The sequence below is a fragment of the Candidatus Hydrogenedentota bacterium genome (assembly GCA_018005585.1).
GTDB lineage: Bacteria > Hydrogenedentota > Hydrogenedentia > Hydrogenedentales > JAGMZX01 > JAGMZX01.
Genome location: JAGMZX010000011.1, coordinates 45,724 through 69,683, shown reverse-complemented (window position 1 = coordinate 69,683; position 23,960 = coordinate 45,724). Strand labels below are relative to the sequence as shown.

Here is a 23,960-nt window from a genome sequence, read left to right as displayed (position 1 = left end):
TATGCCACCACACTGGTGAATTTCCTGGAGGGGGCGGTTTCCGATATTGAGCGTTGCCATGACGCCAAGGGGGTGCTCCGGCTCGCGGGCAGGCACACATTCGACATCGTCGTGCTGGACCTCGCGCTGGCGGAACAGGCCGACATGAATTTGGTCTCCTTCCTCCGGCAGCGTAATCAGGAATGCCAGCTCATCCTCCTTTTTGCGTTGAACCAGTTCGAACAGGCGCTGGAGGGGATACGCCACGGGGCGTTTTTCTACCTGCCCAAGAGCAGTCCACCTTCTGATGTGGCGCTGGTAGTCGAAAAGGCCGCGCGCATGCTGCAACAGCGCAACCGGATGGACCAGTACGAGCAGACGCTGTTCGAGGAATTCGTGGGCAGTACGCCCGCGATGCAGCGGGTAGTCGAGCTGATTACGAAGGTAGCGCCAACGGACAGTACGATCCTGCTGCTCGGCGAAAGCGGCACGGGAAAGGAAGTGTTCGCGAACTCGATCCATCGCTTGAGCCGCCGCCACGACATGCCGTTCATCGCCATCAATTGCGCGGCATTGCCGGAGGCGCTGCTCGAAAGCGAGATGTTCGGCCACGTCAAGGGCGCTTTTACGGGGGCGGACAACAACAAGCGCGGCCTCTTCGAGGAAGCCGAGGGCGGGACTGTTTTCCTGGATGAGATCGGCGACATGTCGCTGGTCACCCAGGCCAAGCTGCTTCGCGTGCTGCAAAACGGCGAGATCCGGCCCGTAGGTTCGAGTCACAGCAGGCGCGTGGACGTACGCGTTATTGCCGCCACCAACAAGGACCTTGCCGAGACGGTGCGCGCGAACCAGTTTCGGGAAGACCTGTATTTCCGCCTGAACGTGGTCGCCATACGCATTCCCCCCCTCCGCGAACGCATGGACGCGCTCGGCGTGCTCACGGGCCACTTCATCGCACATTTCAACGCGAAATTCGGCAGAACCGTCCGGGGTCTGGACGATGAAGCAGCCGCGCTGCTGCGGCAATACGACTATCCGGGCAACGTGCGGGAACTCGAAAGCATCATTGCACACGCCGTCATTTTGGCCGATACGGACCTGGTCCGGGCACGCGACCTGCCCGACGCTGTCCGGCACGGCCCCCGCAAGCGTCTGGCGCTGGTCCATGAACCCGATGAAGGTATTGTGCCGCTGACGACGATGGAAGAGCGTCACATTCGCCGCGCACTGCGTCTCTGCGAAGGCAACCAGACCGTCGCGGCGCGCAGGCTGGGCATTTCCCGGTCGACGCTGTGGCGCAAAATGCGCGAGTACGGCATCCCCGCCGAAGGGGGCAAGGCCGGGACCTGACTGGGCCCGTTGACGCGCCTGGCGCCCGTTATGGCCGGTGCGCTCTGGAATCCCGCACATGGTTTGCGGTCGCGGGTTCGGGCGCGGGTTCTCTCTTGCCCGGCGCGCGCACGCGCACAAGGTCTGCAAGGTCGTAGAGGTCCACGTGATCGCCGTCGGGGCCAAAACTCTGTACTTCATCGCTCACGCCGCCGACCCAGGAGGTGCTCATGCCGCCGTAATACTCGCGAAGGAACAGGTTCCATTCGGTATCCGTGGGGAAACGGATGTACGCCGGGTTGTCATAGCCGGGATCATATCTATTGAACACGTAGGGGAAGTAGACGGCCATGCCGTGGGCATACTGCCATTGACTTCCGTGGCGCTCATGAATCACCGCCGCGTCCACGGCGTTGATTACGCCGTTCGCCGCGGACACGCAGACGCTCGTGTTGCGGTTCCAGTCGCTGCGGAGCGCCCTGCCAAAGGTGCGCACCGCGCCGGCCACGCCGTCCATGAGCGTCAAGTCAATCGCCGACAGAATCTCCGTGTAGTCGTAAGAGGAATAGTAAGAGTTGACGATGCATTTCCCGATATTCCGAGCGGAAATGGACGGCTCGGCGGTCAATGTCTCGAGCACGAGGTGATAAGGCCAGCCGTAGGCCGGTTCGAGTTCTTCCGAACCAATCATGACTTCGCCGTAGTTGCGAATCTGGTAGGCCACCTCCGCCATGCCCATAAGGCATGCGTCGAAGCCTATCAAATCGATGGGCCGACCCAGCGCCGCGACCGCGGTTTGGAGCGCGGCTTCCAACTCCTCCATGTGCAGCGCGTTGTTGCCGGAACTGTCATCGAAGCATACGGCCTTCGCGCCCGGGGCCAGGCGCTTGTCCCAGCCACTGCCGTGGTCCCAGAGGACCAGCGCGTAATGGTTCGCGGGAAACGTCTGCGCGGACCAGACAACAAAGCTGGAGAGCGACTCCGGCAACCCCATGTTAATCTCGCCCATCCCTTCGCCCCAGGAAGCACTGGGCACGTCGCCCCGGTCCACACGCCCGCGGCGCGTGTCGGTCCAATTATCATAGCTCGTGTCGTAGCCCGGACACCGGTCCATCATGACGACAATGTTTACTTGCGAGGTCGACCCAACGGAGGCCAGCTCGAGGAAGTCCAAGATTCCTGCGTCTTCCAGGTTGTTATCGCCGCAGAGGTACACCATGAACGTCCAAGCGGCCCCGGTCCCGGCCGGTGCGTCGCTGCCGCCCAGCAGGTTCCACGTCAGCGTAGACCCGTCGTAGAGGTCTACGCCATACGTTTCCCAATACCATTGCCCCGTGGTGTCTTCCGCGAGCAGGTCATACCTGTCATTCGGAACGCTGCTGATGGCATGCACGCCGCCCGGCGGTATGGTTGAATTGATCTGGTTGTTTCCCCAGTAGGCGCTGCTGGACGGGCTCACGTATACGCGCGCAATGGTGTGCGTGGACTGGTTGTGAACCTCCACGCGGTTCGGATAGGTCTCCGGCTCATCATTGCACAGCCAGCAGCCCGGGGTCAGGGCCAGCAGCAACACGCCGCCGCCAAGCACAAACACCAGCCCACCATGTCGTCCACCCTGCAGGGTCTGCATAACTGCCTCCCACAAACCGTGACCGGTTATCCGGCGGCGTTCCCGACTCGTTCCGCGGAGCACGACGTTGCCCCGGCCCCTGCGTCTTCCACCACCCCTGACGCACAAAACGGCCAGACTCTATCAGACCATTTCCGCGATTGTAAATGGTGGTCCCGCGGTCCGGCGCGCGGCTTGGCGGGAAGTGCGCCTCTGCTCCTGCAGGAACAGAGGGACACTGCTCACGCCTGCCGCGCCTCTGCGCCCGGCGCCGGGCGACGGATTCTACCGCCGCCAAGCGGGTTGCATCTCGTACACCTCCAACGAGACGGCCTTCGCGCCACCGCCGCGCGCGTACATTTCGAGGCCGTGCGCGTCCGCGCCCGGAATGACGCCCATGGGCATGTAGACGCGTCCCTCATTGCCATAAACCTCGATGGATACGCGATCGACGAGCAGTTCGAGCCGGACGCGCCCGTCTTCCGGCTGCAATGGGGCGGATTTGCCGGCGCAGGCCAATTCTGCTTTCTCGACATCGTAACGCACGGGCACGCCGCGCACGACAAAACCGGCCTCACGCGCGTCCCCCAGTTCGATTTCCGCAAGGACATGAAACAAGTCGCCCGCGACGCCCTTCAGCGCTTCGCTGCCCTCCGGAATCGGTTTGTCCGCCCACTCATGCTTCACGCCGTGCAGCAGTGCGACCTCGCGCACAGGCCGGGCGAAGAGCCGGAGTCCTTCCGGCGTCGAACGCAGGCTCAGTTCGCAGGGGAATGTCATCATCTGGTTAAAGGGCATGTCGGGGATATTGACGGTGCCCCAGCCGACCTGAATGCGCCGCCCGTCTTCCGCGGGAATGCCGTTGTAGGTCTGTGATGCATAAAAGCAGTTGCCGAAATTGAATGGATGCGGGCCGGATTCCGGCGTGAAGACGCGCCCGTCGAACGTGCCGATCGAATACGCCCCGTTCGCCGCGTACACAATCCAGCGCGTGTTTGCGGGTTCTCCGTCAAGGGCGATTTCAAAGATCTCCGGGCATTCGAAATACTCCTCGACCCGGCTCTGGTATGTCCATTGCTTCAGGTCTTTCGACGTATAGAAGCGGATACCCCGTTTCTTGCCCTCTTCCTCGTCGTATACGGCCATGACCCATTGCGCCGTGGGCTGGTGCCAGATTACTTTCGGGTCTCGCCCCGCATGCTGGACCACGGGGTTGCCCGGATAGTCCGTGAACGTGCGGCCCCGGTCGTTGCTGTACGCGATGCATTCGCCCCGGCCCGTGCTTGTAAAGGCGGCGACAATGACGTCCTCGCCGCCGGCCTTGAATCCGGCCGTGTTGTTCACATCCACGACCGCGCTGCCCGAAAACGCCCAGTCGCCGTATTGCGCGGGATAGATCGCGATGGGAAGTTCGGTCCAGTGCACCAGGTCAGGGCTCACCGCATGCCCCCAATGCATGTTGCCCCATTTCCAGCCGTACGGATTGTGCTGGTAATAGAGATGATACTCGCCTTGGTGGAACACAAGCCCGTTCGGGTCGTTGTTCCAGCCGCGCCGCGACGAGAAATGAAACTGCGGACGCAACGCCTCGCTATACAGGTCTTCCGCGCCGCGGACCGTGTCGCCCTGCGCAATCGCGTCGAGGATTCGTGAATCGCGCTCCATGGCGTCCAGAGAGACCACGACCTCCTGCCCGAGGAACGGCGTCAGGCCGAGGAAGGTCCAAAAGTCGGGTGCGCCCTCAGCCAGTTCGATGTCGAATTCCCGTACAGCGCCGTTCGCGGCGAGCACGCGCATCCGCCGCATAGGCGCGCCGTTCTTTACCGGAAGGTTCAGAAACTGCCTCTCCGCCTTCATGACAAGCCTCCCTTCCCGCACGGGCGCCTCGTTGCATTGGATAATCTGGTCGATGTTGATGTGCCCCCAGCCGCCCGTGTGCCGGTCCACAATCTCGATCACGGCTTCCTTGCCCGCGAATTCAGAAACATCCCAGCACTGCCACGCGAGCCGTTCACTCCCGCCCGGGCGGTCGTTCGGTCCCGTGGCGGAGCGCACGGGCTGACCGTCCACGAGCAGGTTGATGCACGTCTCGCCGGGGTGCATGCCGCCGCCGATGAGGAAGCAGACTTGCCTCCGCTGAATCACGAATGGCGCCGACGTGAGCGTGCCCGTCGTGCCGTCACCCCCGCAGAAGCTGTTTACCAGCCGGCGTCCCAGGTATCCGCTCACATCCATCTGGTTCGGGAGCGTGCCCAGCGCGGGGCCGTCGCCGAAGGCCTCGCCCTTCGCTTGCCAGCCGTCGTAATGACGGCTCTCGAAGTCGGCAAGAATGATATCCGGCTCCATCTCCGCGCGCGCGGCAAGGCCCGCACAGGCGAGGGACACACAAAACAATACATAAACGATATCATGATTCACCTTCATGCAATACTCCTCATATCTAAAATACGAACTCGCGCGTCGCGAGCCGGGCCCGGCCTGTCTCCTCTTCCCCGGCGGTGTGGCGCGGCTGAAGATGGAATTCACGGGCTTGCCGCGCCCGGAGACTCCTGCCGCGCGCCGCTTCCAAGTCATCTCAGGTACTCACGATATCGACGCACCAGTTCGCTGATTCCGTCGACATCTTGAACGTTATCATCCGGCCCTGCCATTTCAATGAGAAGGTCCGGCAGCGGAACAGAGACCCAGGCCGTGTACGAGTTCCTGCGCGACACGCTTGTGCATCACCGGCTTTGGGTGATAATCGGGAAGCAAATACTTCGATAATATCTCCTCTGTCTGCCAGGCGGTAGCATCTATAAACTGGACTCCCTTGCTTTCCACGCTTTCTCGCAGATAGTCATCCCATTTTATGGCGGGATCAGCCAGATTGCGGTAGAAATACAGGAAGACAAAAGGACAGCCCGGGAATTGCTGTTCGAAGGACATCTTGGATGCGCATATGATCGCCGTAAGCAGGTCAATGTCTTCGCGTGTGCGCTTGGTTGGCAGCGTAAAACTAAACCAATTCAAGACGGGCCAGTCCCATAACGCGTCGTACAGCCGGGATCTCCACGGACGCCCTGTTCTAAACGTACCGCCGTGCACGAGCCGACCCGCTTCATCGAGAAAGTAATAGGGATGTTCGGCAATCCATGCGTTAAAACACGGCATAGCGCCTATCACGCGGTCCAGGTGATGTGGAATGTAAGCGTACACCGCAATGCCCTCCCGCTCCGTAATCTCTTCGCCCAGTCGACCCTGTTGAATATATTCCATGATGCGCTGCGGGCTTTGGCCGCGCAGCCCGTAGTTGTAGGGTCTGTATTGGGAGCACAACTCCCCCACATAGTAGGGCAGCGTCTCATTGTCATTGACGCCATGACCATATACGAAGGAGCAGCCGAAGAACGCCATGAAGCGCGTGCGCTGCTCGGACCCTTGAACCGGCGTGACCCGGCGCCCCAACCCGTCCAATGTGTAGACTACGTCGTAAATTGCCTCTCCGCCGTAATGGCCGGAGGACCTGATCTTCTGTTGCACGGCGCCGCCGTTGCCGACTGCTTCAGGGTCATTGAAGACCACCTCGTCGCGTACCTGCATCGAGTCTATCTTCTGGCGCAATTCCGCGCTGGCCAGCAACAGCACGACCACCAAGGCGAACAGCGGAACGCAGGGCAGGAAGACCGCGCAACCCAGAAGAATCCGCTTTCTCCGGGACCAGGGTTTACGTTGACTTGTTTCTGCCGGGGTATCCATGCTCACCATCCGTTCCGCTTGCGGCGGCTTGCCATCTCCTGAGAACCAGAAGCGCCTCGCCCTTGAAAGAATGAGGCTGTCACTGCCACGCGCAATTCATGGTTCTGCCTGCTCAGAATTGCGACCCCTGCACGGGCACAAAGGCCCCGTTCGGGTCGATCACGTCGGGCAGGTCCTCCGCTGAGGACTTGAAACTCACGTCTACAATGCGCCAACCCGCCGCTTCTTCGAGCAGGATGAGCGTAAGGTCAATCCCCACTTGGCCGCCGGTGCTCTTGAGCGTCCCCGTGCAGGACGCGGGGTAACCTTGTTTTGCCAGCATGCTTCCGGGGTCCATTGAAAGGTGTACCCCATCCTTCAAAAAACTCCAGAGCATGGCCAGCAATTCAAGGCGGCTCGACACATCGGGACTCTGACAGCGCTCGGACAGCGTACCGGCCAACAGCCCGATCTCCCGCGTCTCCCAGGCCTTGACAAAAGTCTCGACGGTTTCAGCCGCGCCAGCGGGCGGCGCGGGCGCTTCATTCGATGCAGCCGCGTCACCCGCTGTTGGCGCCGTGACGGGCGCAAGAGTCTCCTCTGAACCGTCGGCAACTACCATTGTTTCTGCCGCCGTGGCGCACTCCATTCCGTCTTTCCGCGGCTCTTGCGTCTTGGCGTCACACGCATCCAGCGCAAGCAACAACATGAGGCCGCCCCCCACGGCGCACAGGAATTCTGTGGTTGTCCCCCGCGTCATCCGCTGACCTCGACTTCCTTCATGGGCAACGACCGGTAATCGACCCGCCCCAGGCCTTTTGCCTCGGCCAAGGCCATGGTCCGCCCTTCTTTGGGGTCGAGCCCAATGAGCTCGGCGCTGAATGCCTCGAGTCCGACCGTATTCGTCCCCGCGGCCACGATCCCCTTCAGGCTGACATCGGAGAGTTCCCCGCCACTGGGCCCGTTTCGCATCAAGACGCGCACAGCGTCTACAACCGACAAGCGCGGCTTCATGAAGAAGGTCAAGTCCGAGAGGCAGCGCGGCAGGTCCTGATGCCACTGATACCTGGGGTTGCCGGCAACGCCCATGTAGTTCTTCATGCACGCGGTGACTCTGGCCAGTCCGTGTTGTTTCACTATGGGTACATTGATGACCAAGTCGGCTTCGATGATCTCCGGGTACAAGGGCCACACCTTGAGCCGTTCGCCATTCAGCGCCATCTCCTTGAAGTTTTCGTCCTTCAGATAGACCACCTCCGCGCCGACGGCCTTGGCGGCCGCCTCGATTCCGCTGATGGGATACGTGCGCACCGCTCCATACGCGGCATGGTCGCCCACCTTCACCTGTTTCGCCCCGGCATCCAGGCACAGCCGCGCCAGCGTCGCGACCACATCCGGATTCGTATTCACCGCGAACTCCGGCCCGAGCAAGGAACCCATATTGGGCTTGATCCAGACCACGTCGCCGCGCTTCACGAAGCGCGACATACCGCCTAATTCCGCGATTGCCTGCTCGGTGAGACGTTCCGCCATAGACGTGATTGCGCCGGCCTCGGGCGCGGGATCGAGCGCGCCCTGCCATCGCGCAATGCACATAGTCGGCTCAGGGGAATCAGGGGACTGCGCCTGCGAGACCAGGTCCCAGCCAAGCGCCACAGCGCCGCCCGCCGCGGCCTGTTGCAGAAACCGGCGCCGTGTCATGTCGCCTTTGTCCTTCGGTCGGCACATCATCTTCCGGCCTTCCATAGTCTTATTGTACCCGGTACGGCAGTCTAGGAATTGAGATGCCACGGCGCGCGCATGGCACGCCACAGCAGCCGGTTCGCGTTACCATCAGCTACAAACCGTTCCCCGACCGGGTCCCATTCCAGTTTGCGGCCCAGCCGCATGGAAATATTGCCTAGGTGACACACGCTAGCCGTGCGGTGCTCCTCTTCGACAGGCGCGAAAGGACTGCACCGCGTCTTGATGCAGTTCAAGAAATCGCGAAGTTCGCCCTGGCGGCACACACGCATGTGCGTCTCGCCCGGTTCTATGACCGACGACGCAATGGCGGGCGAACTGGCTTCGATCGAGAAACCCGTGGCTTCAATCCATCCGTCACTGCCTTCAAAGCGGATCTTTCCGTTAGCGTACTTCTCCAGCTCCTCTTCTCCCGTCCTGCAAATGAGCACCGTGCCGTTCGCGTATTCGTAGGTTACCTCGAATCGCGACGGCGTGTCGTAGAGTCCCTGCGTGGGGAACACACCGAGGCCGTCGATGCGGACAGGGCCCGTCAATTCCGTTCCGTTTGCCCATTGCGCTATGGACAAAACATGCGGGCCCATTTCCGTCAGGTTGCCGCCGCCATAATCGGAGATAAAGCGGAAATTGGTGTAGCGCAACGGCGTGTAGGGCGCATCGGGGGCAGGACCCAGCCACATATCGTAGTCAAAGTCCGCGGGCGGCGCGGCGGGGTTCCAGGCGGGGCTATTCCCAGCGAAGTTCCGGATATCGACACGAATGGTGTGCAGCTTTCCGATCCTGCCATTTCGCGCCAGTTCCGCGGCAAGGCGCAACGTGCGCATTGCGCGGAATTCGGAGCCCGTCTGGAAGACACTCCCGTAACGGCGCTTGGTCTCGCACATGACACGGCCCTGCCGAATCGTCAACGAGATGGGCTTCTCGCACAGTACGTCCTTGCCCGCCTCCATCGCGCCGACGGCCACCAGGGCGTGCCAGTGGTCCGGCGTTGCAACGACGACCGCGTCTACGTCGGGCCGCGACACCACCTCGCGCCAATCACCCGTGAGAAAGCAGCCGTCGAAATTGCTCACGGCCGGGTCGCGCGCATACGTCTGCATCGCCAAGTGCGCCCCTTTCAGCCGTTTCCCGAGCACTTCACAGAGCGCCACGACCGCCACGTCCGGTTCCGCCATGAGACATTTCAGGTTCTTGAGTTTGCCCTCGCGGCCAAGGCCGACAAAACCGAGCGCAACCCGGTTGCTGGGAGCAGTGTAACCGTCCAGTCCAAGCGCCGACGCCGGGATAATGGACGGGAACCCCACGGCAGCGGCGGCAGCGCCGCAACGGTGCAGAAACCGCCTGCGCGTCACGCCAGCGGCGCGCCTCTTGTTCACGCCGGATACGGCGTCATTATCTCGATTCAGACTCATCTTCAGCCCCGGTTGCGATTATAAAACTGCCGTGAAAGGGTGTCAAAGACCGGCATCGCGCAGACGGACTCGCGGGGAAGCCGGTGTGGGCACGCACGTGGTCACGGTGCTACCCATCGTATGCCCAACTTTCCGCTTTCCGTATCCAGAAATCCTATTTCGTTAATGGACCACGGCGCCGTATCCGGCGCGGACAAGATAATCCACAGCACGCGCGCTTTGGACGGGGGAAAGGTCAGGCGCACCACATCATTCACCGCCTCGCCCGATGCGACCGTTTGCGGGTCTTCTTCTCCCAACGACACGCCAATCTGGAACGCACGCGGATACTCGTTCGGGCTCGCGGCGGCGTCCAGCACCAGCGTAGTGATTTCGTATTGCGCGCCCAGGTCGACGACGAAATGCATGCCGGCCTCCTGCGGGCGCGCGGAGGTCCAGCAGGTGGCTCTATCGCCGTCAATAGCGAAGCCGGCCATATCCGTATTGGCCGAGGCGCGCGCACGCGCGCCACCCAGCACGTTCCGGTGGGCCGCGAACGAGGCGTCGACCCGCAGTCCGGGCAGTTCCGTATACGGCGCCGCCAGTTCCAGCGCCTGCGGGAGCCGCATCTGCGCCAACGCACCGAGCAGCATTCGCCGCTGGTCATCCGTTTCGGCCAGAGCCAACGCGGAACGGCAGTACGCGATTTTGGCATCGTCCGGGATGTCTTCCGCGGTTCCCAGCAGCCGGACCACGCCGCGCGCGGCCAGCACGCGATGCACCTTGTCTTCGGCGCTCTCCATGATTCCCGAGAGCGTGTCCAGCGCGGACGCGCGAGGCCATTCGACCAGCGCGCGGATCGCGGCGTCCCGCACCAGGGGATCCGAGTCTTGAATCCCCGCGCGCAACGGTTCCAGGAAAGCTTCCTCGCCAACCTGGCCCATGACCCGATACAGGGACCCGCGCGCTTCCACTTGTGACGCGCCGGACACGGCCTGCATCAGGGCGGTTCGCGCCGCATCCGGATCGGCCGCGCGCGATATCAGGGCGAGGACGCTCTGCTCCAGGTCAATCCGGAGGTCCACGGTGAACGGGCCTTCGATCAAGGCCAGCAACGTCTCGAGTTCCGCGGGCGGGGCAAGCCGTCCCACTGCGCGCAACGCGGCGGCGCGCGCTTCCCGCTCCTTGTCCTCCAATTGCGCGAACCGCAGCAGGTCGGCCGTCGCGTGTGAGTCGCCCCTGTTCTCGATGGCCTGAATCAGTTCCCTCACGATTTCAGCAGGCTGGTCAAACAAATGGGCGCGCAACGCTTCCGCGACGCCCGCGCCATTCAGCAGGACCAGCGCATCGCGCGCCATATCGGTCTCTTCATTGCTCGGCGCGGAAGCGGCCAGAGTGGCCAGCGCAGCGATGCAGGACGGTCCGCCTATCTTCGACAACGCCTCCGCGGCGGCGCGCCGCACATTTCCTTCCGGGTGCTGGAGGAAGGGTAGTATCGCATCGCCCGCCGCCTGGTCGCCCCGGTCGCCCAGCGCGCCGATGATCGCCACCTGCAACTCCGTGGACACTCCCTGTAGAACTTCCACCAGAGCCGCGGTAGCCTCAGGCCCCGAGAGTCGCCTTGCATTCTGCGCCGCCGCCGCGGCTAGGGGCGCGTCTTCGCCGCGAAGCGCGGTGATCAGCCAGGGCAATGCCTCTTCGCCCAGCAGGGCGGCCTTGCCCGCGAATGCGCCCGCGCGAACCGGATCCGGCGCGCCCGCAAGCAGGCGATCGTACAACGCAAGCGCTTCCGCGCGGCCGTTTGCCGCCCCGAGTCGGTCCGCCTGCTCGAGTTGCACTTGCCAGCAGGCATCCACGACTTCGGACGGCGCCGCACCGGGCGACTCCGCCACCGCCGCCACCGCCGCCAAGGCCTCAGGAGTCCCTATCTTGCCCAAGGCGATGATGCACGCCGCGGCCGTTTGCGCGTCGCCTTCCCCGATAAGCAACGAAAGCGCGGGAACGGCCGCCGCGCTTGCCCGGCCGCCCAGCGCATCGATGATGCTCAGGCGCATTTGCCCCGCGCAGTGCCGCAGCGCGTCGAGCAAGGCTGCGTCCACGGACGCGTAGGGCATTCCTTCGAGAGCCATCAGCGCCACGGTCGACAGCGGTTCTTCCGTGACGAAGCGCGCGAGCGGGGCCACGCAAGATTCATCCGCGATAAGGGCCAGTTGCCGGCAGGCAAAATCCTTCGCGCCGCGGGGCGTATCCGCAGACAGCACGTCAAGCAAGTGCGCCTGCAACATCTGCCGGAGCGGTTCATCGCCCGGTGCCTGGCGCACGGCCTCAGCGATGACGCCGGTGCACCGGTTGTCCTTGCCAAAATCGTAGACCGTGAGAAGCCGGAATGCCTCCTCCAGAGTCATGGCCTGCTCGGGCGCCGCAGGCGGAAGGATATTTTCCATCTCCAGGCTGACAACCCGCCAGACGCCCTTTTCTTCGCGCACACCGAACGTCAGTGCCCACCCCGGCGTGCCGGACAACTCGAGCATCTCGACGCCGCGAATGACCGCCGGGGTTACCCCGACGTCAATTTCCGCGCGATCGACCGACAGCCCGAAGCCCACGGCGAGGAACAGTTCGAGGCCCTGCCGAACGCCGGCCTTCGTAGCGCCCCCGGAATCCGCGTACTCATCGGAGACTAACGTCGTGATGCTGTTGAGGTCTTTCTGCACCCAGCACTGCCGGAATTCGCGCAACAGCCGCTCAATACCCTCTATCTCTGCCTGCTGGCCCGGGCACGGGCGTCCCCAAAGCATGAAAGAACCTGCAAGTACCACCGCTGCAAGCACACGCGCATTCACCAGCAATCCTTTCGCAGTCAGCCGACTTTCCGCCGGCTTGCCCGTTGCGCGGGGCAAGCGCACCGCTGAATCCGATCTCAAACGCGTCCCCAAGTAACGGGGCTATTCCACAGACACGCCCGTTTTACTCTTCATTTGGCCCCGCGTTCAAGATTCCGCCGTTTTTCGTGGAAATTCGGTCAACTGCCGGGCCAGGTCCCACGCCGGGGTCATGGAAACGCAAGCACCGGGCGCACAGCCCCACGGGCGCGTATGCCCATCCGCCTGAGCCTGATATCGGGAAAGAGAAGACGTCACACTCAGTTCGGTGCGCCCGGCGCATCGACCCGGTACGCGGCAAAACCCAGGTGCCGCGTCGAATCACGCAGATAAGAAACCAGGTCGTCGTCAATGACCGCGCCCGCCTTCGAACTCGCGTGGTAGAAATGCGCCTTCCCCTCCCCGTCGCGCACGAACAACCCGCAATGGACCGCAAACAGCCAATCGGCCTTGCCGATAAGCAGGAACAGGCACGGGCTGGGCACGCGCGCCGCCGCCCGTTCCACCTGGTCCAGGGGGACGTACGCGAGGGTCATGTCCGCGTCCGGCGTGTCGCGGCCCAACTCGGGCGCATGCACCCGTTCGAAAAAGCCGCGCTTGCTGATCGTGCGCGTCACCTGCGCCAAGGACACGCCCAAGGTATCGGTCACGTCGTGGCACCAGGCGTTGTTCGCGACCCAGTCAACCGCCATGAAATGGTTGCGCGTCTCAAAATCGATGCGCCCGTCCTTGTAGCGGATGTGCTGCAACAACGTGAACGCCTCCTGATACGTCTCCGACGCCGCCAGCGCAATCGTCTGCTCGACAAACGTCACGCAGTCCGCGCACGTGAGGTCGATCAGCGGGTCCTTGTCGTATTTGCCCTCCGGCCCCTCCCCCAAGGGACCGTCCTTGTACGGCGCGCCCACAAACGCCCGCGCCGTCTCCACAAGACGCGCCTCAAAGCTCAGCCCCCGCAACCCGAGAAGAAAGGCGTCCACTTCCGCTTCATTGCTCTCGAAAAGCGGCGCGCTCGCCACCAAAAGAATCAAAATACTGCTTGTCATCCTTGTGTTCTCCGGGATTTCCCGCATGCGCACGGGCCGCTACTATACCGCATGGACAACTCCGGCGCTCGTCCGTCGCCGCTCACTTGTGAGCGACGGACGGCTCCGACGGAAAAGGCTCCTCCCTCACCGTTGCACTTAGAATATGAATCCAGGAGAACACGACCGTCAATACTGGCGCTTGATTCCCGCTGTGTGGCGGCCAGTCGCAATGTGCGTACTTCCATTCGTCCTGCATGCCCTCGCCCTTCCTCTTGCCTCGGCCAAGCCCGCCTGCTTTGCGGACGTGGCCAGCGGCGCACACCGCATCGCCCCGGCCCTTTCGGCTACGCCTCAACGGTCGGGGGCCGCTGCAAACACGGATGCGCCGGTCCATCTTGGCGGAGTTGACACGGGGCGGCGCATGTGGCAAGATATCGATATGGTGAATTTTTGTTCAGTAGTTTTTGCGTGGCCGTGAGACGAGAAACAACACCCTGACCGGGTGCGCCCCCGCGCGGCAATGACCGGCGGGAGGGGCGGAAACGGGGAGGAGAAAAGACCATGTCGGTAACGCCGGATGAGGCCAAGGCGAAGGCGAAAGCGCTGGATATCGCCGTTGCGCAGTTGGAGAAGCAGTTTGGCCGGGGCACGCTGGTGCGCCTGGGGGACGACAGCTTCGCGCAGGGGGTTCGGTCCATACCTACGGGGAGCCTTTCGCTCGATATCGCCACCGGCGTGGGCGGCCTGCCTCGCGGGCGCGTAGTCGAAGTGTTTGGCCCGGAGGCGTCGGGCAAGACGACGCTGGCGTTGCATGTGGTCGCCAATGCGCAGCGGGAAGGGGGCATCGCGTGCTACATCGACGCGGAACACGCGCTGGACCCGGCGTTTGCCGCGAAGATCGGCGTGCGTATCGACGACCTGCTCGTTTCGCAGCCGGACACGGCGGAACAGGCGCTGGAAATATGCGAGAGCCTCGTGCGCAGCAATGCGGTGGACGTGATTGTCATCGACTCGGTGGCGGCGCTGGTGCCCAAGGCGGAGGTCGAGGGCGAGATGGGCGATCAGCACGTGGGGTTGCAGGCGCGGCTGATGTCGCAAGCCTTGCGCAAGCTGACTTCGGTGATCAGCCGTTCCAAGACGCTCGTGATTTTCATCAACCAGATTCGCGAGAAGATCGGCGTCATGTTCGGCAGCCCGGAAACCACCACGGGCGGACGCGCGCTGAAGTTCTACGCGAGCATGCGCCTCGACATCCGCCGTATCGGCTCGATCAAGGAAAAAGAAGAGAACGTGGGCAATCGCGTAAAGGTGAAGGTGGTCAAGAACAAGCTCAGCGCCCCCTTCCGCGAGGCGGAGTTCGACATTCTCTTCAATGAGGGCATCTCCCTGGAGGGCGACGTGCTCGACCTCGCCGTCGCCGAAAAGTTCTTGAGGAAGAGCGGCACGTGGTTCTCCTACAAGGATGAGAACCTGGGCCAGGGCCGCGAAAACACGCGCGCCTACCTGAAAGAGCACCCGGACATCACGGGCGAACTGCGCGCGCAAGTGATGAAGGCGCGGTGCGCCCACTGGAGCGGGGGAAGCGCGGACACCGGCGCGGGCGCCGACGAGGGAAACACTGACTCCGAATAGCCCAGAGCCGAACGGGCCCGCCTCGCCCGTCACGCGCGCGGAAGGTTCCTCGCGCGGGCGGGGGGCGGTGTTGCACGCGCCGTGGAAGCGCATTGCGCTGTTGGCCTTGTTGCTCCTGGCCGGGGCGCTGACCGCCGGGATTCTCGCGGCCAAACACCAGTTGGACGGCGTGCGGGCGGTGCTGGAAGAGCGTATCGCATCCCGGTTCGGCGCGCGTTTCAATGCCCGTTCCGTATCCGTCGACGGTCTGAGCGCGCTCCTCTTCGAGGATGTGGAAACCTGGGCGGCCGCGCCGGGCGGGTGGGATGCGCGCCTGCGCATACCTTCGTGCCGCGTGGTCATCAACCTTACCGACCTGCTGTCCGGCACGGTCAGCATGCAGCGCATCGAAGTTGACGGGGCGCATCTGACCTTGAGCCCATCCTCGCCCCCCGCCGACGGGCAAGCCGCCCCGGCAAGACGCGACCTCTCCGCCGCGGCCGGCGCCGCGTTCCGGGTTGTCGGTGAGCGCTGCCGCCTTGAACTGCACGGGCTCGGGAACGTGTCCGACATCGTCCTTGACGATGTTTCCTTTGATATCTCGCGATTGAGCAACGCGACGGACATAGCCGCGAAGGTCCGGGGCGCGCTCCGCTCCCCGCTTGCGGGGCCCGCGCCCGCGTTCCGCATTGACGCCCGCTATGCCAGCCCGGAAGACTTCAGTGTGCGCGCCGAATGCGGCGCGATTACGCAGGCAGCCGCGCGGGCGTTGTCGCCGTCCGTCCCGGACCTCCTACGTTCCGGCACCGCCAGCGCCAATTTGCGCGCGGACGGCTACCCCAACCGGGTGATGATGCTGCACGTTCAGGTGCTCTTTGACCAGGTGGCGCTCCATAAGCAGCCCGCGTTCCTGCCCGCCATGTCGGGCTCGATGGCGCTGATGGCGAACTACGACACACAACGCAAAGAACTGACGCTCGAATCGGCCCTGCTGAATGCATGGGACCTCACGGGACGCGTGGACGGGCGCGTCTCCTTTGCCCAAGCACGGCCGGAGGTCGATATCTCTCTGGCCGTGGATGACGTGCCCCTGACCGAAGCGCTGGCGGATACGCTGCCGTTTCGCTTGGAGAACGTGGGCGAACTGGCCTTCGACATCGAACAGCCCGGCGCGGTTCGCGTCCACGTCGCAGGCACGCTCCCCGACGCCGCCATCACCGCCGAGGTCCAACTGGGCGCGGGCACGTTTACCTTCCAGCCGGACCGCGAGACGCTTCCGACCGCCACGTTGTCGCTCGGCGGCGCAACGCTGGCGTGGTCTTCGCAGGCCGGGCTGGCGGGAGGCAGCGCCAGTATCATCAACGGCGAGGTGTTCCACGAGAAAGCCGGGGTCCGCGCCCAGCACATCGCCGGTCAGCTCCAGATCGGCGACGGCATCCTGACGGTTGACCCTATCAACCTGGAATTGACCGGGAACCCCTTTTTTGGGCGAGTCCGCTACGTGATTGCGGAGAAGCGCGGCAGTTTCGAGGCGCAGGGCACGCTGTCAGACATCGAGAACACGCCGCTCGGCAAGGGCATCAAGGAGACGGAGATTGCCGGGTCCGCCACGGCCCGCTGCACGGGTTCTTTTGAACCCGACCACTACGTGCTCGACCTCGCCGTCGATGCCACCCAGGCGGCTATCGAGCATGACTGGTGGTTCTACAAGAGACCGGGCGTCGGCGCGACCCTGCAAGGCGTGAATGTCGATGTCGTGCCGCGCAAGCGGGCGCGCATCTCCGGCAGTTTCGCGCTGGGCACCTCGACCGGTAACGCGACGATTGAAATGGGCTACCGGAACGGCCGGTACCGCCTCATGGAAGTGCGGGCCAAATCAGATCACATCGACGTCACGGAAGTCGGACCCTGCATTCGCGTCCCGTACACCTTCAGCGGCGGCCTGGGCACGGCAGGTTTCTTTACGTGGAACCGCGTGAACGACATTCCCGACGGCGCCATCATCGAGGTCGGCGGGCAGTTCGACCGGATCGCGCTGCTGCCCGACGGCAGCGAGAAAACGATCCAGGCCGGGGACGCGTTCGTCCACGTGACCCTGGACAATTCGCGGCCGGATAACCGCACCTCGCAGTTGCACATAACGGTCGGAGAAGGCCATATACCGCCATTCGGGGAAACCTGGATGCTCCCGCTTCGCACCGACCCCGTCTTGCTCGCCAAGTACCCGGACAAACCGCGGTCCTGGACCTTCAATGCGGCCGTGGACCACCTCGTCGCGCCGCCGTGGGACGGCAGACAGTTCAAGGCCGCGGGCGCCTTTGATGACGACCGCGTGCAACTCACTTCCTTCAGCGCGCAGGTGGGCGAAGGCGCCGTCGAGGGCGCCTACACGTTCGAGAAGGCGGAGAATATTGGCCGCCTCACCGCCCAGTGGCGCGATATCCCGGCTTCCGTGCTCATTGACCACGTGCATTTGCCCCGCATCCTGGACGGGCGGGTCACCGGCGGCATCACTTACGAGATGGACCGCGACGACCCGGGCACGCTCGCCGGGAACGGCGAATTTCATTTCCGCGAGGGCCGGTTCAGCGCGGACTTTCTGTTCGCGCAGTTCCAGGAATTCCTCCAGGGCAACATGACCTCCCTCCCGCCCTCGCTGCATTTTTCGGAACTCGATTTCGATCTCCAACTCAAGGGCGACCACGTCTCGACGAATAACATGCGGCTGGACTCCGAGGGCATCACAATCACGGGCGAAGGAGGCCTCGTGCTGGGTGCGGACATGGAATATTTGATCAACGTCGTGATCGCGCCTGAAGTGGCAAGCCGCATGCCGGTATTCAGCGACTACTTCAATGTCGAAGGGCACCAACTCTCGCAAAACGACCTTGCGCTCACGTTCCGCATCACGGGCCCCACGTTCAATCCCAGCAGCCAGGTCGTGGGGCTGCCCTCCGTCGGGGTCACCGTGGTCAGCGGCGCGGCGGAACTCGGAACGGAAGCCTTCCGCGTCCTCGATACCCCTAGACAAATCCTGATAGATCTCTTTAAGATTGGAGGCGCGATTGTCGGCGCGGGCCGGTGAACCGAGGCGCCGCTTGCGATATTCATTCCAGGACATTACGGGAATCCGATGGAAGTCAAGATTAGCAAGACCAGCCGAGCTTGTTTTGGATGTCAGCGCGTGTTCATTCACGACGAGGAATTGCGCTCGCTCGTGCGTGTTACGGATGGGAGCCTGAATCGCGAGGACTATTGCGCGGCCTGTTGGACGGAAGAGAAAGCGGCCGGGGCCTATTCGCAGTGGTCGCTGCATTTTTACGACCCGAAGGTTGCGGAGCAGGAACCGCCGGAGGTATTCTCTCCCTTGCGGCGTCTGTTCTATGAGGCCGCCGAGCAGGAAGACCGCATAGACCAGGCCAAAGCGTTCTTGGCGGCGCAGTTGTTGCGGCGCCAGAAGGTCTTCCGGCTGGTGAAGGAAGCCGACGAAGACGAGGGGGAAGCGCGTTTGTATCTTTTTGCGGACCGCATAGGCAACCGCCTGATCGAGGTGCGCGACCCCCGGTTCAGCTATCCCGAAATGGAGGCCGGCCGCCGCCGCCTCATGGAACGTCTGGAACAACTCGAACACCCGGAAACCGGCAACGACAATGGTCATGATACCCCAACGGAATAGTCCGCGTTATGAGTCTGACGACGACAAGCTGACGGCACACTTCACGCCCGGCCAGCTCGTCATCTATGTGTGCGTGTCTTTGTTTGTGCTGCTGGTCTTCTTCCTGCTGGGCGTGCTGGTGGGCAAATACGACCGGTCCATCGGTGATGCAACGCCGTCCGCGGAGGGGACTGTCGTGGCGGGTGCGCAAGGCACACAGACTTCGCCGCGCGTGCCGGAACCCGTTATGCTGCCCCCGGAACCCGTCCAGGATTCGGATACCCGTCCCCCGGATATACCTTCCGTGGATTTGCCGCCGTTGCCGGCGGTTGCCGAGGACGCTGCGCCGATTGCGCCGGAGGCGGCGCCTGAAACCGCCAGACCCCTGGAAGAACAGTCTCCCCGCGCCTCCGCCGAGCCCGTTGCGGCAGCCACAAGCGCGCCGCCCGAGCCTCCCGCGGGAACACCGCCCCTCTTGACCCCCGTCGAGCCGCCGCCGGAGCAAACGGCGGCCCCTTCGGCCCCGGCGCCCCCCCCGAGTGAGACACCGCCGCCCCCACCACCGCCCGTCGCCGAAAACGCGTCGGCGGCTTCCGCTCAGACACCGCCGAAACCCGCCCCGGGCAGCTTCGGCGTGCAGGTGGTCTCGCTCGTGGGAGACCGGCGCAGAGAAGGCGCGGACGCCTGTCAACGCAAGTTGAAGGAATTGGGGTGGGAATCGGTGGTCCTCGAATACAATAGCGGCCGGAGTTACGCGGTGGTCGTCGTCGGGTTTGCCGACCGCGCCGCGGCGATTGCGGCGCGCGACAAGCTCCGCTTGCAGAAGGAGTTCAAGGATTGCTTCGTGAAACAACTGCCGTAATGGCACAGGAACGCGCAAGATGAAGGTTGCCATTATTGGTCCTGGGGCAATGGGTTGCCTGTTCGCGGCGCGCCTGACGCGGGCGGGCATAAGAACCTTTCTTGTGGATTACCAGAACGACCGCGCGGCGCGCCTGAATGAAAACGGCGTCTGGATCGAAGAGGAGGGGGGCGTCTGGACCACCAAGCCGGAGGTAATGACCTCCGTGCCCCCCGGCGTCAACCTCGTCATCGTCATGACCAAGGCGTACGCAACCGGACGCCTGCGGTTCCCGCCCGACGTGCCCATTCTGACGTTGCAGAACGGCTTGGGCAACGTGGAGACGCTGTGCTCGATGGTGGGCAGCGCCCGGGTGTTGGTGGGCGTCACGTCGGAGGGGTCCACGCTGCTGGGCGAGGGCCGGGTCCGGCACGCGGGCGTCGGCACGACACGGCTTGGCGCATGGACTTCGAGCGATCCCGAACCGCCGGTGGCCGCGCTGCGCAAGGCCGGTTTCGATGTGGAAGCCACGGAAGCGCCCGGCCAGCTGGTGTGGGAGAAGGTGGCGATCAACGCGGCGATCAACCCTATTACCGCAATTCTGAACGTGCCCAACGGCACGATCCTCGACATCAGGGAAGCGCGGCAACTGATGCGCGACCTCGTCGTGGAAGCAGCCAAGGTGGCCTCGACGGAAGGCTACCGGTTCGGCCAGAGTCTTATCGAGGCCGCCGAAGACGTCTGCCGCGCAACAGCCTCGAACATCTCTTCTATGCTCCAGGACGTCCGGGCCGGGAAACCCACCGAGATCGACGCAATCAGCGGCGAAATCCTGCGCCGGGCGCAACTGGCCTCGCTGCCGGCGCCGCGCACCCGCGTGATTTATCAACTCGTTCGCGGCCTCGAGCACCATTGAAATTCCCCGGCATCCAATATGAGAGCCCTTGCGTCTTCACGCTCCGGCAACGCATCGTCCTTGCCGCGCTCCCGCCCCTGATCGCCGGCTTCTATCGCGCGCTCGCCCGCACGTGCCGGTTCGAGTTTCGCGGGCGGAGCTATCTCGAAGAAACCGAAGCACACGGCAAGGTCATCCTGCCCATCTGGCACGAAACGCTGGGGCTGGGCGTGTTTGCGTTCCGGAACAGCAACTATCACAGTATGACCAGCTACAGTTTCGACGGCGAACTCGCGACGCGCATCATCAACTGCTTTGGCATTGAGGCAGTGCGCGGTTCGTCCTCGCGAGGCGGTTCCGACGCGTTATTCAACCTCGCCAAGGCGCTGGAACACGTTTCCGTGGGCTTTACGCTCGACGGCCCGCGCGGCCCGCGCCGGCGGGCGAAACCGGGCATTGCGATTCTGGCGGCGCGTACACAGACCCCCGTGGTTCCCCTTGCCTTCGCGGTAGACCGGTGCTGGCGGCTCCGTTCCTGGGACCGCTTTCCCGTGCCAAAGCCGTTCGCGCGCGTGCTGGGCGCTTGCGGCCCGCCGATCGCGCCGCCGCCGGACGACGCCGCGGCGACGGTCGAGCTGGCCCGGAGGGAGATCGAGGCGCGTCTCAATGACCTGCACGAGACGCTCGAACGCGAGCTGTGCGGCGCGCCGGTCTTTGTCCCTCCGGAACCGTCTGATGAAAGCAAGGCTCCCGGGACAGCGTGAGCTGGAAATCCCCGCCGGCGCCCCCACGCCGGTCACAAACCCGGGCCGGAAGCTTGCGCGGCCTGTGCGCCCGCGGCGGCGTGCGTACGACGCAGTTGCCCGCACGCCGCGTCGATATCCTGTCCCTTCTCGGTGCGCAAGGTCGCCTTGAGACCAGCCGCCGTCAGGAGATCGCGGAAGGCTTCCGCCCTGGGCTTGGAAGTGGGGCGATAGTGCGGGCCGGCAACAGGATTCCACGGAATCAGATTCACGAAGGCCTTCAAACCATCGGCAAAATGGAGCAGTTCCCGCGCGTGGGCAGGGGTATCGTTGACGCCTTCAAACAGCGTCCACTCGAACGTGACTTGCCTCCCCGTTTCCCGGTTATACGCTGCCGCGGCCTCGCGCAGCCGCGCCAGGGGATAGCGCCGGTTCAACGGCACGAGCGTGTCGCGCAGGGCGTCATTGGCGGCGTGGAGCGATATGCTCAAACGGACCTGCAATGCTTCCTGCGCGAAGCGCTCGATCTCCTTTGCCTCGCCTGCGGTAGAGACCGTGATCTTGCGCGCGCCAATACCCAATCCGTCTTTGTCCATCAGCAGGCGAATGGCGCGCAGGACGGCGTCGTAATTGCGGAAAGGTTCGCCCATCCCCATGAACACGATATTCGGCGAGCGCCCTTCCAGGTCTTCCTCAGCCAGAAGATGGAGCGCCTGTTCCACAATCTCGGCCGCGGAAAGATTGCGTACGAACCCCGCGAGGCCCGTAGCGCAGAAGGAGCATTTCAGCGCACAGCCCACCTGCGATGACACGCAGACAGTGGTCCGGTCGCCGTCGCGAATGAGCACCGTTTCGACCGTCTCGCCGTCCGCAAGGCGGAACAAAGCCTTGCGCGTTCCCGACCGCGGCGATTCCAGCATCTCCACGGGCGTGAGTTGCGCTGCAACGCATGTTGCGGCCAAACGAGCGCGCAGGGCCTTCGAGAGGTCGGTCATACGCTCGAAATCGAAAATGCGGCGCTTGTGCAGCCACTGGAACACCTGTCGTCCCTGAAAAGGCTTCATTTCCAGGGTGTGGGCCAGTTCGCCGGGCCCATAGCCGGTCAGCGCGATCTTGGCGGGAACCGTCATCGTGGTCTCTCCAGCGGGTACTGCAGCGTCCAGGCGTCGGCGCAGCGCGCGCTTTCAGTACGTTCCTTGCTGTGGCGCGGCCGAGGTTCTGTCCAGCACGATACCGAGTTCGCGCGCGCGGGCATTGATATCGAAATACTGGTCTTCAATATCCGTATTCGGTTTCAGTTCCCGGAACGCCAGCGTCATGGACGTCTTTTCCAGCGGGAAAACCGCTTCGACCGTCGCGGGAAGGTTCACGCCGTCAAATTGCCGGTAATCTCGCAGCGTTGTCACCGAGAGCGTCCTGCCGCGCCGGTCCACGTGCTCGCTGCGGACAATGACCCACGGCGGACCCTGCACGGTCACCACCCGCCGCACGTGTTTGCCGTCCGCTTCGAGCAACTCAAGCCGCGCCGTCTGGTCCCGTTCTTCATAGGCCACAAGGCGCACCCGTTCGAGGTCCAGAGTATCCCACGGCTCCGGAAAGAACATTTCGCGCGCGATATCCGAGGGCGAAACGCTGAATTCGACGGTTTCCAGCCGTTCCCCCTCCAACCGGTAGTAATATTTCTTTTCCGAGGGGAATTCGATAAGAAATTCCCGGCCTACCGAAGTCAGGCGCATCACCGTGCTGCCATATTTCCGGCCCACGACGTGCAGCGACTCGGGCCGCCGGAAATAGACGCTGCTCTTATGCAGCACCTGCTTCCCCGCGAGGTCGGGCGACTCGAGTGTTACCGAGCAGGGACCCCGGAACGATTGTATGGCCGCATCATTCGCGGCGAGGCCGTCCAGGATAGCCGCGAGGCTCGGCGCACCGGGCGGCAATGGCGCCGGGGCCAGTTCCCGGCCCAGACGCTGACACCCCGCTGCGGCTGCAACTAACGTGAATAGGAATAAAATGCGTTTCATCGGCATGCCACATTCCGGACTCATGAGAATACCTGGAAAGGCCGAAATCAAGCACGCCGTCCGCCCTTGAACTGCATGTGACGGTATGCTAAGATTCCTTCTCTCTAGCCGCCGAGTATACCACCCGGCGCTTGGTGATCCCAAGGCGCGGCAAGGGGTTCCATAACCGGCGGAATAACCGGAATCACGCAGTCTCCCGGAGGTGACAACATGGCCAGAGTATGTGAATACAGCGGCAAGAAGCCGTCGGTTGGCCACCGCGTCGTACGGCGCGGTAAGGCCAAGCGCGAGGGCGGCATCGGACAGAACGTAACGGGCATCACCAAGCGGCGGTGGAAACCAAACCTGCAGACGGTACGTATCGTCGACGAGAATGGGCGTGTCCGTCGCGTCAAGGTGTGTGCACGGTACTTGAAGGCCGGCAAGTTCCAGAAGGCGCCGCGCCGCAAATACACGTACACCCCCGCCACAGACGCTAAATCCTGACCGCACCGAACCCGCAAAACGCTGCTC

At 63.4% G+C, this 23,960-nt stretch carries 18 protein-coding genes; 8 read left to right on the top strand and 10 right to left on the bottom strand.

Annotated features, from left to right (window positions below; genetic code table 11):
• A partial coding sequence (locus KA184_03585) for a sigma-54-dependent Fis family transcriptional regulator (protein ID MBP8128637.1) occupies positions 1-1,329 on the top strand: 1,329 nt, incomplete at its 5' end.
• Between the two features lie 28 nt (positions 1,330-1,357).
• Here KA184_03585 and KA184_03580 read toward each other — a convergent pair.
• The 8 genes from KA184_03580 to KA184_03545 all read right to left on the bottom strand — a co-directional run bounded on the left by KA184_03580 (position 1,358) and on the right by KA184_03545 (position 13,696).
• Positions 1,358-2,938: a hypothetical protein gene (locus KA184_03580; protein ID MBP8128636.1), complete on the bottom strand. Its 1,581-nt coding sequence runs from the start codon at positions 2,936-2,938 to the stop codon at positions 1,358-1,360.
• 264 nt (positions 2,939-3,202) lie between these two features.
• A complete protein-coding gene (locus tag KA184_03575; protein ID MBP8128635.1) occupies positions 3,203-5,341 on the bottom strand; it encodes a glycoside hydrolase family 32 protein in 2,139 nt (712 codons plus the stop codon).
• A gap of 228 nt (positions 5,342-5,569) precedes the next feature.
• Positions 5,570-6,655, bottom strand: a complete 1,086-nt coding sequence (locus tag KA184_03570) for a hypothetical protein (GenBank protein ID MBP8128634.1) — start codon at positions 6,653-6,655, stop codon at positions 5,570-5,572.
• Positions 6,656-6,767: 112 nt separating this feature from the next.
• Positions 6,768-7,394, bottom strand: a complete 627-nt coding sequence (locus KA184_03565; protein ID MBP8128633.1) for a hypothetical protein — start codon at positions 7,392-7,394, stop codon at positions 6,768-6,770.
• Positions 7,391-8,365, bottom strand: coding sequence for a DUF362 domain-containing protein (locus tag KA184_03560; GenBank protein MBP8128632.1), 975 nt, complete (start codon positions 8,363-8,365; stop codon positions 7,391-7,393). The genes KA184_03565 and KA184_03560 overlap by 4 nt, the downstream gene beginning before the upstream one ends.
• A gap of 41 nt (positions 8,366-8,406) precedes the next feature.
• Positions 8,407-9,789, bottom strand: coding sequence for a Gfo/Idh/MocA family oxidoreductase (locus KA184_03555; protein MBP8128631.1), 1,383 nt, complete (start codon positions 9,787-9,789; stop codon positions 8,407-8,409).
• Positions 9,790-9,890: 101 nt separating this feature from the next.
• Positions 9,891-12,566 (bottom strand): HEAT repeat domain-containing protein, encoded by a 2,676-nt coding sequence (locus tag KA184_03550; GenBank protein ID MBP8128630.1) that lies wholly within the window; start codon positions 12,564-12,566, stop codon positions 9,891-9,893.
• A gap of 344 nt (positions 12,567-12,910) precedes the next feature.
• Entirely contained in the window at positions 12,911-13,696 is a 786-nt protein-coding gene (locus tag KA184_03545) for a DUF1460 domain-containing protein (protein MBP8128629.1), read from the bottom strand.
• 543 nt (positions 13,697-14,239) lie between these two features.
• On the opposite strand from KA184_03545, the gene recA reads away from it, so the two are divergent.
• The 6 genes from recA (at position 14,240) to KA184_03515 (ending at position 21,444) form a co-directional block, all read left to right on the top strand.
• Positions 14,240-15,310: a recombinase RecA gene (gene recA, locus KA184_03540; GenBank protein MBP8128628.1), complete on the top strand. Its 1,071-nt coding sequence runs from the start codon at positions 14,240-14,242 to the stop codon at positions 15,308-15,310.
• Between the two features lie 67 nt (positions 15,311-15,377).
• Positions 15,378-18,374 carry a hypothetical protein gene (locus KA184_03535; GenBank protein ID MBP8128627.1) on the top strand — a complete coding sequence of 999 codons (2,997 nt, stop codon included), beginning with the start codon at positions 15,378-15,380 and terminating at the stop codon, positions 18,372-18,374.
• Positions 18,375-18,473: 99 nt separating this feature from the next.
• Positions 18,474-18,965: a hypothetical protein gene (locus tag KA184_03530; protein MBP8128626.1), complete on the top strand. Its 492-nt coding sequence runs from the start codon at positions 18,474-18,476 to the stop codon at positions 18,963-18,965.
• Complete coding sequence (locus KA184_03525; protein MBP8128625.1) at positions 18,946-19,806, top strand: SPOR domain-containing protein; 861 nt, start codon at positions 18,946-18,948, stop codon at positions 19,804-19,806. The genes KA184_03530 and KA184_03525 overlap by 20 nt, the downstream gene beginning before the upstream one ends.
• A 19-nt stretch (positions 19,807-19,825) precedes the next feature.
• Positions 19,826-20,701 (top strand): ketopantoate reductase family protein, encoded by an 876-nt coding sequence (locus tag KA184_03520; GenBank protein MBP8128624.1) that lies wholly within the window; start codon positions 19,826-19,828, stop codon positions 20,699-20,701.
• Positions 20,698-21,444 carry a lysophospholipid acyltransferase family protein gene (locus KA184_03515; GenBank protein MBP8128623.1) on the top strand — a complete coding sequence of 249 codons (747 nt, stop codon included), beginning with the start codon at positions 20,698-20,700 and terminating at the stop codon, positions 21,442-21,444. Before KA184_03520 ends, KA184_03515 begins: the two co-directional genes overlap by 4 nt.
• Positions 21,445-21,476: 32 nt before the next feature.
• Here the strand turns inward: KA184_03515 and rlmN are convergent, their stop codons facing one another.
• Positions 21,477-22,553 (bottom strand): 23S rRNA (adenine(2503)-C(2))-methyltransferase RlmN, encoded by a 1,077-nt coding sequence (gene rlmN, locus KA184_03510; GenBank protein MBP8128622.1) that lies wholly within the window; start codon positions 22,551-22,553, stop codon positions 21,477-21,479.
• A gap of 54 nt (positions 22,554-22,607) precedes the next feature.
• Complete coding sequence (locus tag KA184_03505) at positions 22,608-23,447, bottom strand: hypothetical protein (GenBank protein ID MBP8128621.1); 840 nt, start codon at positions 23,445-23,447, stop codon at positions 22,608-22,610.
• Between the two features lie 210 nt (positions 23,448-23,657).
• On the opposite strand from KA184_03505, the gene rpmB reads away from it, so the two are divergent.
• Positions 23,658-23,933, top strand: a complete 276-nt coding sequence (gene rpmB / locus KA184_03500) for a 50S ribosomal protein L28 (protein ID MBP8128620.1) — start codon at positions 23,658-23,660, stop codon at positions 23,931-23,933.
• Positions 23,934-23,960: the final 27 nt, after the last annotated feature.